Raw genomic sequence first — 14,462 nt, 5'->3', positions numbered from 1 at the left:
AATAAAACCTGCCTTTCATCTGACATGATAAAGGCAGGTTTTTTCATTTTACTACATTTTTCCGGTTTCATTTTCGACAAAAAGTGGGAATAGTAAGTGAAAAAAGTAGGTGATGATCATGCAGGCAGCATTAAAACATTACAGGCAAACACACAGCGAATATAAATGGCTGCATTTTTTGGCAGCTGTCGTATTGGTATTTACATCCGTATTCTGGTTTGTACTCCCGTACTTCATGATTAATTACGGAAAATATACGACGAATGTATTCCAGCAATCATTGTTGTTGATTGCCTTGTTCACAGTACCTTCCATCGTTGTGACATTGCATTGCTGGTTTATTAATTTTAAGGCAGCATTACGTTGGAAAAAAAGCGCTCCTAAGGAATGCGTATGGCGCTGGTCAATCAAGTTCCAGCTAATTACGATTTCAATAGTAGTGTTGTTTACTTCAGTTATTTATTCCAGTCTTTTTATTATTGATATGATTCGATAGTAAAATCTTCCTTCCCATCTCAAATGTGCTAAAGTGCCACTCAGTTCATCCAGAAGAGCCTTCTATATGCAATGGTATTAACAACGGCACTTTCGCACATTTATCCCTTTAACCTTTCTCAGTTTCCCATTACATGGACAAAAAATATTCATCTAAAAAGGAAGTAATGTATGGTGAAATTTGGTACGATGGATGTATCAATGTTAAGGAGAATGAAGCAGCATGAATACAGATTTAAATGTCCTTTTAGCGTTTGGTGCCGGGTTTTTAAGTTTTATTTCACCATGTACGCTACCGCTCTATCCTGCATTTTTATCCTACATAACCGGTATGACACTCGATGAGCTGAAAGCCGAAAAAGGAATGATGCAAAAACGCGCAATTTTACATACTTTATTTTTCCTGCTTGGATTTTCGATCATATTTATCGCAATCGGATTTGGAACCTCGTTAGCGAAAGATTTCTTCTTCCAGTACCAGGATTTACTGCGTCAAGTTGGCGCAATTTTAATTGTTGCATTCGGTCTAATGATTGTCGGCCTTCTGCAGATTGACTTTTTAATGAAAGACCGCAAGTTTCAGTTCAAAAATCGACCATCCGGTTATTTCGGTTCAGTGCTGATTGGCCTTGCCTTCGCGGCAGGATGGACACCTTGTACAGGTCCGATATTGGCAGCGATTATTACGCTTGGTGGAACGAATCCCGATTCGGCAATGTTGTATATGCTTGCATATTACTTAGGTTTTGCCATCCCGTTCTTTACATTATCATTCTTCATTTCTCGAATGAACTGGATTCGTACGCATAGCCAAAAAATTATAGTCGTTGGCGGCTATATTATGATCGCGGTCGGTATTTTATTGTTCTTTGACGGATTGACTTACATTATTAATCTTCTCTTGCCGATTTTCGATGGTTTTAAAGGATTCTAACTGTTCCATGCTTATTAAGACCATGCTATACTAAGGGAAGTAAGATAAGTGAAAAAGTGTGCATGATCCATTATATTATCTCGATAACACGATAATTTTATTTCGTTCATGCAAGAGGAGGAATATGATGTTCGACAGTATACCTTCTCACTATTTATTAATTGGTTCGACGATTATGGCAGTTCTAATGGGTTCTTTTGTAATGTTCATAAGACTGCGTGCACAAAAAAAGCCGGTAACCACGAAAAAAATACTTATCCCGCCTTTTGCAATGTCAACAGGTGCGCTGATGTTTATTTTTGAGGAATTTCGTGTAGCGCCAATTCAAATAGTAGAAGCGGCCGCACTGGGCTTGTTATTTTCATCTGTATTAATCTTAACGTCGAAGTTCGAAGTGCGAGACGGCGCAATTTATATGAAGCAATCTAAAGCATTTCCATTCATATTAGTGGGATTATTAGTACTACGTATTATTTTAAAATTAATATTTGCCGAAACATTCGATGTCGGTGAACTTGCCGGTATGTTCTTCATCTTGGCATTTTCAATGATTTTGCCGTGGCGAATCGGTATGCTTATTAAATATAAAAAGCTTGAAAAGTCGCATATTGTTGCATAAAAAAAGACTGTCTCTAAAAGTTTAAACTTTTAAGACAGTCTTTTTCTGTTAAGGAAATTATATACGATTGCGCTGTGGATAACATGAAACTAAATTTTTGTCCCCGTCCAGGCTAAAGCGCCAACTCCTCGGTCATTTCATTCCCTCCGTGCAAAAGTGGTGAACCGTTTACTTTTGCGTCGGGCCTTTCAAGTCTTGCGGCTCACACGATGTGAGTCATTGGGGGCATGCCACATGGATGTGGCGTTTTGCCCACTCGGAGTTGAACGGGCGCTTTAGCGCTTTTGTTCCTATGCCTCAAACAAATGGTCATAATTCGTCGTATCAATCTTCATTTCAGTAAGTTTTTTACGTAAAAACTTATGGTCGCGTTTTGGTGAAGCAATAATATAGCCGCGAATAATTAAGTCCAGGTCGATTTTAGAGGCACGCTCATTCAATGCGATTTCACCGATTTTACCGGCGATCTTTTCTTTCGCAACTTGGCGGAAAAGCTCTGGTACAGGACTGACAAGCTCGGTAAGTAATTGTTTTTCATCTTCACCCCAAAGGTGAATCGTTTTATCTAAGTATATGTTTTGCCAATCTAGATCCGATTTACCATCCTGTTTCGGCAGAGCCTTCAAAAACTTGCGGAACATAAAAAAGCCGCCAATCCCCATAAGCGAAACCAATACTACCACCCAAAACAAAATAAACCATAAAAACCAGCCATCTAAGCCCACAATGTTCACCTCACTACTAAATATTGTCTATGAAATTGTTTCTACTAAACTAATGGTGATAAACCTCATTAATGTCTATTATATAAGGTTTTGTAAAATTTTTCATCGTCCTTGTCCCTTTTTTCTGTAAATCATGACATATATAGGGCAAGGAGGTGATAAACATGAACGAATTCGGATTTTTAACTGCAACGTTAACAGTATACTTTCAGACAGGCCTTGATGAATTTAACGAGCCGATTATTAAAAGTTCCACATTCCGTAACCTGGAAAGAAATGCAACTGCACAACAGCTTTACACAGTTGCTACAACAATCGTCGGCTTAACAGATTACGATTTTATCGAATCTGTGAAAACGCAAAAAGATATTATTACAGACTAATTAAGATTAACGAAGTAAAGGAGGTGAGCGTATGGCACAAGTTCTACAATTAACATTTGCCAATATTGCAGGAAATACGATGACGATCAATATTAATGACCCGAAGCCAAATCTAACGGAGGCTGAAGTGAACGCTGCGATGCAGACGATTATTGATCAGGCGGTATTTTCGAAGGATGGATTTTTGTTCAATGTGAAAAAATCAGCGCGCATCGTTGAACGTAATGTTACAGCGATCGAACTGAACAGCTAATAGCAAGGGCGGGCCGGTGAAGTGTGATGCTTTACCGGCTTTTCAAATGTAAGGAGGGGATATTAATGGAGCAGTGGATAGCGATTCTTCAGGAAGTAACATTTCCGATCTTTATATCATTTTATTTACTGTATCGGATAGAAACAAAGCTTGAAGCGATTCATACCGCACTTGTATCATTACATCATCCTGCAGACAGAGCTTAAAAAGTTCTTCACAATGTTGACACACAACCATTCCTTCAATAACTATTGAGAATATACTAAATATTGGGTAAGATGAGAGTAATGTTCAAAGAGTGGAGAGAGAGAAATGAAAACGAAAAAAATAGTATTCGCACTTATGCTCTTGGCAGCAACCGTTCTCACAGCTTGCAGCAATTATCAGTTTAAACCGACGACAAACTTTGAAATTAGCGGGTTTACGATGACCGATCACCGCAATGATGAGGTGACACTGGAAAGTCTAAAAGGGGAACCATGGCTGGCGATGTTCATCTTTACAAGCTGTACAACGATTTGCTCGCCTATGACGATGAATATGACCCGGGTGCAGGACCACCTTGAAAAAAAAGGTCTGGAAGATTATAAAATTGTCGCGTTTTCAGTAGACCCGGACTACGATACACCGGAGCGTCTGACAGAATATTTATCGCGCCATAAACCGGTAGACGAATCAAAATGGCATATGCTGACAGGATACGATCAAAAATTTATCGAGCAATTTGGCAGAAACTCATTTAAAACTCCTGTCCAGGCAATTGAAGGGAATTCCCAAGTTATCCACGCCGATACATTTTTCCTTGTGGATGAAAAAGGAATTGCCGTAAAAAACTATTCAGGTTATGGTACTGGAGAAGATGGTGTTCCATATGAAACGATTGCGAGTGATATGGAAGCACTCATTGATGAACGTTTAAATTAATAGTGGAATGATAGATTAACTTGCGGAAAAAGTGCTGTAACTTTTAACGCAAGTTTTTTTGATGAGTGGGAGTTGTTCTAATAAAATGTTAAATTTGCTAATAAACCAGCAGATTTTCTAATAAATTACGGAATTTCTAATATAGTTGCGGGATATACTAAAATCAGTTCCTGTTCAGCTAAAAAGTACGCCAACTCTTCTAAAATCACCTGCAGAAGTGCTAATATAAATCAATTTCTTCTAAAAAAAAGCACAATGGCATCAACCGAAATTGTTCAAACCAGAAATTGAGAAAGCAATAAATAAAAAGAATTTTCAAAACTCAAATTCTATGATATAGTATATGAAATTACATACTGTGTAAGTTACGGTGCTTGTGAGAACAAGCTGAAAAGGGAAACCAGTGAAAGTCTGGTGCTGTCCCGCAACTGTAAATCGGAGTTCGTGATATTCAACCACTGTCTATTGATGGGAAGGATCACAAGAACGTTGATGATGAGCCAGGAGACCTGCCGGAAACTAGTACACGCCAATACCTACGTGGAAATAGGTGGTGATTTTGTGCGAAAGTGAGACAACATCCTTTGATAAAACAAAGGTTTCTTTTGTCAATCTCTTAAACATTCACACCCCTCTTTCATTTGGAAAGAGGGGTTTTGGTTTTTTATGTAACAAATTTAAGGAGGAATTGTTTATGAAAACAGCAGTAATTGGCTACCCTTATATTGGACAGAATCGTGAATGGAAGCGTATAACAGAGGCATTTTGGAAAGAACAATTATCTTTGGAAAGTTATGAACAGGAAATGAAAAACGTACGTATCGCTCAACTTCAGCAGCAACAGGATTTAGGGCTGGATATTTTAACAGTAGGAGATTTTACATATTATGACCGCATGCTTGACTTAGCCGTTATGTTTAATATGATTCCATCTAGATACGACCACCTTTCCCTGCAGCATCATTTAACAGCGTATTTTGCAATGGCGCGCGGTGCTGAAAATGTGGTGGCATGTGAAATGACGAAATGGTTCAATACGAATTATCACTATATTGTACCGGAATACGAGGGACAGCAACTGGCATTGCAACACAATGTTTACGCGCAATATATTCAGGAGGCAATCGAAGCATTCGGCACAATCCCTCGTGTGACTATTATCGGTCCTTTTACCTTTTATAAACTTACAAAAGGTGTAGGTGACGCCCAAAAACAACACTATATTCAGCAGCTGGTGAATGTGTATAAAGAGTTGCTTCAGTCGTTGGAAGCAAGCGGTGCAACTTCGATCCAGCTTGAAGAACCAAGCCTTACAAAAGACCTTACTTCCGAAGATATTGCATTAGTTCAGCATTTCTATCATCAAGTATTAAAAGGACTGACAGTTGAAATGATCTGCACAACATATTTTGAAGCGTTATCCGACTATGAAACAATTATTAAATTGCCTGTTGATGGCTTTGGACTGGACTTTGTTCATGGGAAAATTGAAAATATAGCATCGTTAAAAAAATTTGCTTTCCCAAAAGATAAAGTTTTATATGCCGGAATTATTAATGGTCGGGATATATGGAGAGCCGAGTTGCAGAAGCAGTTGGCGCTAGTCGCGGAAATACGATCCTATGTACCATTTTCACCAATACATCTACAAACCTCGTGTAGCCTTCAGCATGTGCCAGTTACAACAGCGGGAGAGGATGGCATTGTGCCAGAGCTGCTAAATGCTTTAGCATTCGCAAATGAAAAAATAACGGAACTGCAAATGATTAAAGGGAAGATACTTCCCCTGGAATTTCCTCATAATAAGGCTTTTTTAGAAAGCGAAAAAGCAATTCGCACTTTGGCGCTGCATGAATCAAGACAAAAGGAAGCTATACATGCACAAGTAAACGCATTAACACCGGAAGCATTTAAACGAGCAGAGAACTATAACAAGCGTAGTAAGCTACAACGTGCCTTTTTACAGTTACCTGACTATCCTACAACAACAATCGGGAGTTTCCCGCAATCCGCAGAAGTTAAGAAAAACCGTAGTTTATGGCGTAAAGGAGAAATTACAACAATAGAGTATGAAGCATTCAACGCGAACGAAACCGCACGATGGATTTCGATTCAGGAGGAACTTGGTCTAGATGTTCTCGTCCATGGGGAATTTGAGCGAACAGACATGGTCGAATTTTTTGGTGAAAAATTAAATGGCTTTGCGTTTACGAAAAACGGATGGGTAGTTTCGTACGGATCGCGCTGTGTAAAACCACCACTTATTTACGGAGATGTTGAATGGAAAGAACCGATGACAGTAAAGGAAGTAAGTGCAGCACAATCACTTACGGAAAAGCCGGTCAAAGGGATGTTGACGGGACCCGTTACCATATTGAACTGGTCATTTGTAAGAGATGATTTAGCACGCTCAGAAGTAGCTTATCAAATCGGTTTGGCACTGAGAGAAGAAGTAAGGGCACTTGAAAATGCGGGAATCAATATAATTCAAGTAGACGAACCTGCCTTGAAAGAAGGTATGCCAATACGTAAAAGTCTGCATAAGTCTTATATCGATGCGAGTGTAGCTGCATTTAAATTAGCGACAAGCGGTGTGCGTGAAACGACCCAGATTCATACACATATGTGTTATTGTGAATTTAACGATTTTATTGATGTAATAGAATCATTGGATGCGGATGTGATTTCAATTGAAACGTCACGAAGTCACGGTGAGCTGATAAAAGTATTAAAAGAAACACCATATGGACTTGGAATTGGCTTAGGTGTATATGATATTCATAGCCCGCGTATTCCAACTGTGGAAGAAATGGCAACCATTATAGAAAATAGTAAAAAAGTAATCGCAAAAGAACAATTTTGGATCAATCCCGATTGTGGCCTGAAAACTCGTACGGAACAAGAGACCATTGCATCATTGAAAAATATGGTGGCCGCAAAAGAGCGACTTAAACAGTTGAATTAGGGGCGGTTACTATGAGACGAATGAAAAGAAATTACAATCCTGTGTTTTTGGCAGCTATAATGAATGGCTTTACAGGAAGTTATTCAAAAAGCCTTAAAGAGTTACGTAATGAGTTGATAGCGACATACCCAGCAGATGCAAAGGAGATTCAAAAAGCATATTATTCTGTAAAAGCTGAATTAGTAGGATGAAAGAATTTTTTATAAACAAATAGAAAATACAATGCCCATTGCAATATGCAATGGGCTATTTGTAATCGTGATATCTTATTAAAAAGTCCCTTTAAATTTCTCAGGCTTTACAACATAGCCCTCGATAATAAAACCGCAATCCGTACAAATAATATATTCAATATTGCATCCTAAACTTAATTTATTAACAGGTGACATCACACTGTACCCGCTATGTTTTCCTCTACCTAACTCCGTACCGCCACATTTAGGGCATTCATTTACTTTGGCGATCGATGTCATCTCTATCATACTTTCGAAATTAATTACTCGGCAACAACATCTTGTTCTGTCAGCTTCTCTTCCTGCTTTTCCTGCATTCGATACGTGTATTTTTGCACAATTACATTAATATAAAAGAACATCCCCATGACAATTCCTGAAAATACCCAACTTGCCACTCGTTTATAAATCAGCATATCCCCATAGCTGTCAATTCCGTATTTCCGTAGCAGAAAGACCGTAATTCCTGCCATAACGAGCCCTCGAATTATGAACACAACCTGGATCAGCTGAAACCATCCGAAAATTCCTTTTTGGAAAAATAAAGTTTTACTGTCCTTTCTTGCATAGCCCTGCAAGTAGGCAAAATCAATTGCAACATACAAAGGAAAAGGCTTTTTAATGATAAATAATATTACATAGATAAATGTATAAAAAAGACCTAAATAAACATTATTCCAAATCATTTGCTCCGCAGAACCTGACAATAAATCAACCGTAGTACCTATAAGCATCGAGCCTAAAATAAACAAGCCCGTCACATTAAACTGCCGATCTTTTGCAAAGCGGTAAACTGTATAAATTATACCGGGAACAGTGGACAGCAGCATCGCGGTATAGTCACCAAATGGCTCCCGCCCAAACTTCCATATCGCATAAGGTAGGACTGCATAGAAAAGTAGTTCCAAAAAGATAAAATATTTATTTGTCTGTGAATTATTCGCCATAAAAGCCTCCATTACATTGAATTCTTGTGTTAAATGAATTATATTACTGAAGATTATCCGACACTATGTTTTATAATTTAAAAACTTGAAACAAGCTATTAAGCAAATGAAAGATACTTTATCAATAGCATGATTTAGTGGAATTTTTTCAGTGTTGTACATATAACTCCTTTCGATTATTTGTAATATTATGTATATTCTTCTACGAATTACCTATCGGAAAAGTTTCAAAATTTTAATTTCAAAGAGGGGGACAGAGATAAAAAGTAAGTAGGTGCAAAAATACTATTAGCTTTTGAGTTTATTTATGTTACAATAACTTTCAAATAAAATAATTTCCTTCGGGGTCGGGTGAAATTCCCAATCGACGGTGATGAGTTAATCTCTAAGCCCGTGAGCCACTTTTTGTGTGCAGGATTTGGTGCAAATCCAAAGCCGACAGTTATAGTCTGGATGGGAGAAGGAATGGCAACACATTTTTAAAAATTTACTTTAAAATGTGATTTTTTGCTATACACTTTTCCTGTCGCGCCTTGTGACGGGATTTTTTTATTTTATTAAAAAGAATAATTTCCTTCGGGGTCGGGTGAAATTCCCAATCGACGGTGATGAGTCAGTCTCTAAGCCCGTGAGCCACTTTTTGTGTGCAGGATTTGGTGCGAGTCCAAAGCCGACAGTTATAGTCTGGATGGGAGAAGGAAGCAATGTCAGCAGTTTTTTGAAAATTACGTTCAAAAAGCTTATTTGATGATGCTTAATTTTCCTCTCATCGAACTCCGAAATTTTATCGGGGTTCTTTTTTAATTTTAAAAAGAGGTGAGCAGGATGTTTACAGGAATCATTGAAGAACTTGGAACGGTTGAATCGATCAGCCAGTCTACACAAGCGATGGAACTAGCCATTCGCGCAAGCAAAATTTTAGAGGATGTCCAACTTGGGGACAGCATTGCCGTTAACGGTGTCTGTCTAACAGTGAAACAATTCACACCGACTGTATTTTTTGCGGATGTGATGCCAGAAACTGTCAAAGCAACAAGCCTCCAGCAACTAGCAGCAGGCATGCCGGTCAATCTGGAACGCGCAATGTCGGCGAACGGTCGTTTCGGCGGGCATATAGTTTCGGGCCATATTGATGGAACTGCGACAATACAGCGTAAAAGACCTGTCGCCAATGCAGTTTATATTGATCTGGCAATGGAAAAGCAATTAATTGCCGAATGTATCAAAAAAGGATCAATTACAGTGGATGGCACTAGTTTGACCATTTTTGATGTGACGGACACATTCATTACCATTTCCTTAATTCCGCATACGTTTGAGCAGACTGTATTAGGCTATAAAAAGCCGGGAGATGTTGTAAACATTGAAACAGATCTAATCGGAAAATATGTAAAAAAACATTTACAAATTCAAACGGAAAGTACGATTACAATGGACTTTTTGCAACGTACGGGATTTTAAAGGAGTGGTAATAAATGAATACAATTGAAGAAGCAATTCAGGCATTGAAAAACGGTGAAATTATTATTGTATCAGATGATGAGAACCGTGAAAATGAAGGAGATTTTCTTGTGTTAGGCGAATTCGCTACACCGGAAAACATTAATTTTATGGCGCTATATGGAAGAGGTCTGATTTGTACACCAATTTCATCTGCTATTGCAGAAAGGGTTTCCCTAAACCCAATGGTGCAAAGCAATACCGATACATATCAAACAGCATTTACGATTAGTATCGATCACATCCAGACAACAACAGGGATCAGTGCATTTGACCGTTCTAAAACGATGTTAGCATTACTGGAACCTCAAACAAAACCGGAGCATTTTCACCGTCCGGGCCATGTTTTCCCCCTCATTGCAAAACAGGGAGGCGTGGTGGAGCGTCCAGGACATACGGAAGCAGGCGTCGATCTGGCGAAGCTATGCGGTTCAGATGAAGTCGCGGTCATCTGTGAAATTATGAACGAAGATGGTTCAATGGCACGCATGCCGCAGCTTAAAAAGCTGGCACAAAAACATAACTTGAAATTTATTACTATCGAAGACTTAGTTCAATATATAAAATCAACTACCGTATTGGTATAAAAGGAGCAATTTATAATGGGAAAAACATTTGAAGCACAATTAGTCGGAACAGATTTGAAAATCGGAATTGTCGTTGGACGATTCAATGAATTTATAAATGATAAATTATTAAGCGGAGCAATTGATGGCCTGAAGAGACATGGTGTTGACGAAGCAAATATTGATACAGCATGGGTACCAGGTGCATTTGAAGTACCGTTTGTAGCAAAAAAAATGGCTGAAACGTATAACTATGATGCCGTTATCGGTTTAGGTACAGTCATTCGCGGGTCTACAACACATTATGATTATGTATGTAACGAAGCAGCTAAAGGAATTGCAAAAGCGGGCTTGGATACAGGCGTTCCGGTAATTTTCGGCATTGTCACAACTGAAAATATCGAACAGGCAATTGAACGTGCTGGCACAAAAGCAGGCAATAAAGGGTATGACAGCGCAATGTCTGCAATTGAAATGGCAAACTTGAATAAAATGTTTAAATAAAGATTAGTGAACACCACTCCAAAAATTTGGGGTGGTTTTTTCTTAGCTTTGTTACGCGCGAGGATGAAGAATGGAAGCAATTAGTTGCTTCTAAAGGTAAGGTGGTAATGTATATACGTTATTACGGATATGCAGATCTGGATGTAGTAGTGGAAAATGCAGCTCAGAAAATAGTGCTGCTTGCGGAAAGTTAGTTCCAAGCGGTGTAAAAGGCAATCCTGCAGGGACGGGGTTGCCTTTTTGCTGTGAACATTCCCGATATTCTTTAGTGCGTCAGGGATTTCTGAAATGGCCTCCTGGTCCGAATTGTTTATTTACAAACATTCCCTTGTATTTTATTGTTAGGTCATATGAGGAGGGAGAGCGATGGCAGAAATCGTACGCAGATTAAGACCGGGGCAGTATTGGCGTATCAAGGAACATGAAAGCTGGTTTTCGGATATGTCCGAGCAAGGTCTTCATTTTTATGAGATTGGCACACATTTTGCGAAGTTTAAAAAAGGGGATCGCAAACGAATGGATTACCGGCTGGAACTGGCGAAAAGCAAATATATATCCAGTGAAAAAATCCGGTTATTTGAAGAAAGCGGCTGGGACTATATTGCGAGTGACCGCAATTTTCACGTATTTGCGGCACCGACAGATCGTCAAATAAATGAACCCCCAATAGATCAAGAAGAGCAAATAACTGTAGCAAATGCCCTTTTCAAGAAAACATTGATAAGTTTCATCATTATTTTATTGGCTGTGATAGCCCTTTTTTGGCTAATTAGCAGTATTTGGTTCACTGGAAATACACCAACATTGACATTAATTGAAGGTCATATATTTACAACAATGGTCCTCTCATTTTTGAACCTCTATTACTTGATCTCCATGGCAATGGGACTTCTAGGTATTGCACGCATACGACGCAATATGAATGAAGAAAATTATGATAATCATCATAAACCATGGGAGATTTTTTATCGCAATAACATAATAGTCTATGTAATGACTATGGGAATATCTTTAATTGCGATTTTCATTCCGTTTTATCAGTTACTTCAGATGGATACACTTACATTACCGGAAGAAGATTCATCGCTACCGTTTGTAAGATTAGCGACAATTGAAACTGCGCCAAACCTTGAACGGGATGTTTTTATGATAGATGAAGTAGATTGGGGAAATAATTACTCGGAAAACTGGAGTATAGTCGCTCCTATACAATTTAGTATGAGGGAAAATTTCATTGAAAAGAAAGGGCAAAGGTCTGACCCAAACAACAGTTATGAACCAAGTATCTCTTCGGAGGTTTACCGTTTAAACTTTAAATCCCTTGTTGCACCATTGGTTGATGACCTTATCACAAAGCATAGTTTTGTAAATGAAGCAGAATCATTTATGGAAGGAGAGCATAAGGAGTTCGACCGGTTACTTATACGTCAAAGCGACTATAATAAAGAATTTATCTTCGTTAAAGACCAGGCTGTCATGTATATTGGTTACTCAGGTGAGGTAGGGGCGGATGTTATTATAGAAAATGCCGCTGAGAAAATTGTTTTGCTTATGGAATACTAAGCGCAAATCTTAGAATTTCTAATATAATCGTAAATCATCTAATATCGGTTTGAAATGTTCTAATAAGTTGCCGATTTTCTAATATATAAGGCATTTGTTCTAATAAGTCTCTCAGATGTTCAAATAAATAGTTGAAATACGCTAATAAACCATAGAATTTTTCTAATAAAACAAAAAAACTTCTAATAAAATCAGTCGACGGTTACAAAATATAGTCCGCCATACATAAAAACAACCAAGCATGCTTAACTATTAAACTGAAAATACCCCTGGCTTCCTTCTGATCAACATGTTAACATATTTAAAAATTCAGAAAATGAAGGTGAGTAAATGGAGAATGTAGTGTTCTTTATTATTGCGTGTATACTACTGATCATACTGCCAGGTCCGGATACAGCGATCGTTACGAAAAATACGATTGTTAACGGACAAAAGGGAGGGTTTCAAACGATGGTCGGCTCTTGTGCAGGGTTAACCGTCCATACAATCGCAGCGGTTGCAGGGCTGTCGGCAATTATCGTGAAATCAGCCGTGGCATTTACAGTGCTGAAATATGTCGGAGCAGCTTATTTATGCTATTTAGGTATCAAAACATTGATGAGCCTGCGTGCTAAAAAAACAGAGGCAGAGGAAATGACGGATATTCCGGAAATTGAAGCAAAAGGCAATTCCTATTTTAAGCATGGCCTTGTCACAAATATTACGAATCCTAAAGTAGCGGTATTTTTCCTTACGTTTTTACCGCAATTTCTATCAAAAGGGGCAGAACCGTTTTGGCCATTTTTAACGATGGGAATCATCTATATTGTGTTAACTTTTGTCTGGTTTGCACTCTATGTATTTTTATTGAACAAAATCCGTGAATTCATGAAAAAACCTGCTACACAATCGGTAATCGAATCATTGACCGGGGCTGTTCTTATCGGTTTTGGCATTAAACTAGCATTGGAAAAACAATCCTAATAGATAACCGAGAGAAATGTACAAATCCATTGCATTTAAATCGTAATCCCGATTAAACCGCATATTCTTTTTTGAAAAAGGGTATAGTTCCCTAATTCTAGAAAAAAGGATGATGAAAGATGGGTTTGTATATTACTATGTGGATAGCCATGATTGCGGTAATAGTGGTGAATGTGCTATCAAATACACTGCCGATAAACGGTCAAACGGCAGCAGATATTTCGGATCGATTAGAAGTATTATTTACGCCGGCAGGTTATGTATTTTCAATTTGGTCATTAATTTATGTATTGCTTGTCATATGGCTGATTACGATATACCGCAAAGTGAAAGACAATCGTTTTAACGGGAAAGTAGGAATCTTATTTATCATTAGCTGCCTATTTAATATTGCTTGGCTGTTCAGCTGGCATTATGAACAGTTTATCCTGTCCATTATCGTAATGTTCTTTTTATTATTTACACTCATTGCGATTTATAAGCAGTATAAAAACAATGAAACCGGTTTTTCAGAACGCTTTCCGTTTTCGTTCTACTTAGCATGGTTATCCGTAGCGACAATTGCGAATGTAAGCTATGTATTAAAATACAATGGGGTTGATTTGGGAATCTCTGAAGTGGTCGGATCACTTGTACTTGTCGGTGTTGCAGTTATTTTAGGGTATTTGGCTGTTGCCATTTCAAAGGATATCTTCTTTACTCTCGTTATCGTTTGGGCACTGGTCGGTATCGCTGTCAAAACAGATGATGCGACAATGCAGTACGGAACAATCGTATTAACAATCATATTAATCATTGTGGCACTCATTCACTATATGCGCATGAAAACGAAAAGGCTAGTGTAATAATGAAGAAGGGTTGTAGTATAAGTCGAACCGGACTTGTACT

At 38.3% G+C, this 14,462-nt stretch carries 17 protein-coding genes, 1 pseudogene and 3 riboswitches; of the genes and pseudogenes, 15 read left to right on the top strand and 3 right to left on the bottom strand.

Going from position 1 to position 14,462, the window contains the following annotated elements:
* Nucleotides 1–118: 118 nt before the first annotated feature.
* The 3 genes from MKY51_RS09055 (at nucleotide 119) to MKY51_RS09045 (ending at nucleotide 2,048) form a co-directional block, all read left to right on the top strand.
* Entirely contained in the window at nucleotides 119–496 is a 378-nt protein-coding gene (locus MKY51_RS09055) for a hypothetical protein (RefSeq protein ID WP_339171137.1), read from the top strand.
* A gap of 222 nt (nucleotides 497–718) precedes the next feature.
* Nucleotides 719–1,429, top strand: a complete 711-nt coding sequence (locus MKY51_RS09050) for a cytochrome c biogenesis protein CcdA (RefSeq protein WP_339171136.1) — start codon at nucleotides 719–721, stop codon at nucleotides 1,427–1,429.
* A gap of 127 nt (nucleotides 1,430–1,556) precedes the next feature.
* Nucleotides 1,557–2,048: a cytochrome c biogenesis protein CcdC gene (locus tag MKY51_RS09045; protein ID WP_339171134.1), complete on the top strand. Its 492-nt coding sequence runs from the start codon at nucleotides 1,557–1,559 to the stop codon at nucleotides 2,046–2,048.
* Between the two features lie 290 nt (nucleotides 2,049–2,338).
* On the opposite strand, the gene MKY51_RS09040 is transcribed toward MKY51_RS09045, so the two are convergent.
* Nucleotides 2,339–2,782, bottom strand: a complete 444-nt coding sequence (locus tag MKY51_RS09040; protein WP_339171133.1) for a DUF2621 domain-containing protein — start codon at nucleotides 2,780–2,782, stop codon at nucleotides 2,339–2,341.
* A gap of 155 nt (nucleotides 2,783–2,937) precedes the next feature.
* Between MKY51_RS09040 and MKY51_RS09035 the strand changes: the two genes are divergently transcribed.
* From MKY51_RS09035 to MKY51_RS09010, 6 genes are all read left to right on the top strand, one after another.
* On the top strand, nucleotides 2,938–3,156 hold the full coding sequence (locus tag MKY51_RS09035; RefSeq protein ID WP_339171130.1) for a DUF1659 domain-containing protein: 219 nt from the start codon (nucleotides 2,938–2,940) through the stop codon (nucleotides 3,154–3,156).
* A gap of 31 nt (nucleotides 3,157–3,187) precedes the next feature.
* Nucleotides 3,188–3,409, top strand: coding sequence for a DUF2922 domain-containing protein (locus tag MKY51_RS09030; RefSeq protein WP_339171128.1), 222 nt, complete (start codon nucleotides 3,188–3,190; stop codon nucleotides 3,407–3,409).
* Between the two features lie 65 nt (nucleotides 3,410–3,474).
* Nucleotides 3,475–3,615, top strand: a complete 141-nt coding sequence (locus tag MKY51_RS09025; RefSeq protein WP_251687655.1) for a YvrJ family protein — start codon at nucleotides 3,475–3,477, stop codon at nucleotides 3,613–3,615.
* Nucleotides 3,616–3,721: 106 nt separating this feature from the next.
* Nucleotides 3,722–4,333, top strand: coding sequence for an SCO family protein (locus tag MKY51_RS09020; protein ID WP_339171124.1), 612 nt, complete (start codon nucleotides 3,722–3,724; stop codon nucleotides 4,331–4,333).
* 351 nt (nucleotides 4,334–4,684) lie between these two features.
* A riboswitch (cobalamin riboswitch) is annotated at nucleotides 4,685–4,865 on the top strand.
* A gap of 162 nt (nucleotides 4,866–5,027) precedes the next feature.
* Complete coding sequence (gene metE / locus MKY51_RS09015) at nucleotides 5,028–7,298, top strand: 5-methyltetrahydropteroyltriglutamate--homocysteine S-methyltransferase (RefSeq protein WP_339171122.1); 2,271 nt, start codon at nucleotides 5,028–5,030, stop codon at nucleotides 7,296–7,298.
* Between the two features lie 11 nt (nucleotides 7,299–7,309).
* Nucleotides 7,310–7,489, top strand: coding sequence for a hypothetical protein (locus MKY51_RS09010; protein ID WP_339171120.1), 180 nt, complete (start codon nucleotides 7,310–7,312; stop codon nucleotides 7,487–7,489).
* Nucleotides 7,490–7,567: 78 nt separating this feature from the next.
* On the opposite strand, the gene MKY51_RS09005 is transcribed toward MKY51_RS09010, so the two are convergent.
* Nucleotides 7,568–7,771: a transcription initiation factor TFIIIB gene (locus tag MKY51_RS09005; RefSeq protein WP_339171117.1), complete on the bottom strand. Its 204-nt coding sequence runs from the start codon at nucleotides 7,769–7,771 to the stop codon at nucleotides 7,568–7,570.
* A 23-nt stretch (nucleotides 7,772–7,794) separates the two neighbouring features.
* A complete protein-coding gene (locus tag MKY51_RS09000; RefSeq protein WP_339171115.1) occupies nucleotides 7,795–8,478 on the bottom strand; it encodes a VC0807 family protein in 684 nt (227 codons plus the stop codon).
* Nucleotides 8,479–8,811: 333 nt separating this feature from the next.
* Nucleotides 8,812–8,947, top strand: a riboswitch (FMN riboswitch).
* A gap of 99 nt (nucleotides 8,948–9,046) precedes the next feature.
* Nucleotides 9,047–9,182: riboswitch (FMN riboswitch) on the top strand.
* 121 nt (nucleotides 9,183–9,303) lie between these two features.
* On the opposite strand from MKY51_RS09000, the gene ribE (MKY51_RS08995) reads away from it, so the two are divergent.
* From ribE (MKY51_RS08995) to MKY51_RS08970, 6 genes and pseudogenes are all read left to right on the top strand, one after another.
* Nucleotides 9,304–9,939: a riboflavin synthase gene (gene ribE, locus MKY51_RS08995; RefSeq protein ID WP_339171114.1), complete on the top strand. Its 636-nt coding sequence runs from the start codon at nucleotides 9,304–9,306 to the stop codon at nucleotides 9,937–9,939.
* Nucleotides 9,940–9,953: 14 nt separating this feature from the next.
* Nucleotides 9,954–10,562, top strand: a pseudogene (gene ribB, locus MKY51_RS08990) (3,4-dihydroxy-2-butanone-4-phosphate synthase); the annotation flags it as partial.
* Between the two features lie 18 nt (nucleotides 10,563–10,580).
* Entirely contained in the window at nucleotides 10,581–11,048 is a 468-nt protein-coding gene (gene ribE, locus MKY51_RS08985) for a 6,7-dimethyl-8-ribityllumazine synthase (RefSeq protein ID WP_339171113.1), read from the top strand.
* Nucleotides 11,049–11,414: 366 nt separating this feature from the next.
* Nucleotides 11,415–12,611, top strand: coding sequence for a DUF2812 domain-containing protein (locus tag MKY51_RS08980; RefSeq protein ID WP_339171112.1), 1,197 nt, complete (start codon nucleotides 11,415–11,417; stop codon nucleotides 12,609–12,611).
* A 330-nt stretch (nucleotides 12,612–12,941) separates the two neighbouring features.
* Complete coding sequence (locus tag MKY51_RS08975; RefSeq protein WP_339171110.1) at nucleotides 12,942–13,574, top strand: LysE family translocator; 633 nt, start codon at nucleotides 12,942–12,944, stop codon at nucleotides 13,572–13,574.
* A 119-nt stretch (nucleotides 13,575–13,693) separates the two neighbouring features.
* Nucleotides 13,694–14,419 carry a TspO/MBR family protein gene (locus tag MKY51_RS08970; RefSeq protein ID WP_339171109.1) on the top strand — a complete coding sequence of 242 codons (726 nt, stop codon included), beginning with the start codon at nucleotides 13,694–13,696 and terminating at the stop codon, nucleotides 14,417–14,419.
* Nucleotides 14,420–14,462 lie beyond the last annotated feature (43 nt).

The organism is Solibacillus sp. FSL R5-0691 (assembly GCF_037974225.1).
Lineage (GTDB): Bacteria > Bacillota > Bacilli > Bacillales_A > Planococcaceae > Solibacillus.
This window is presented reverse-complemented; position numbering and strand designations above follow the sequence as displayed.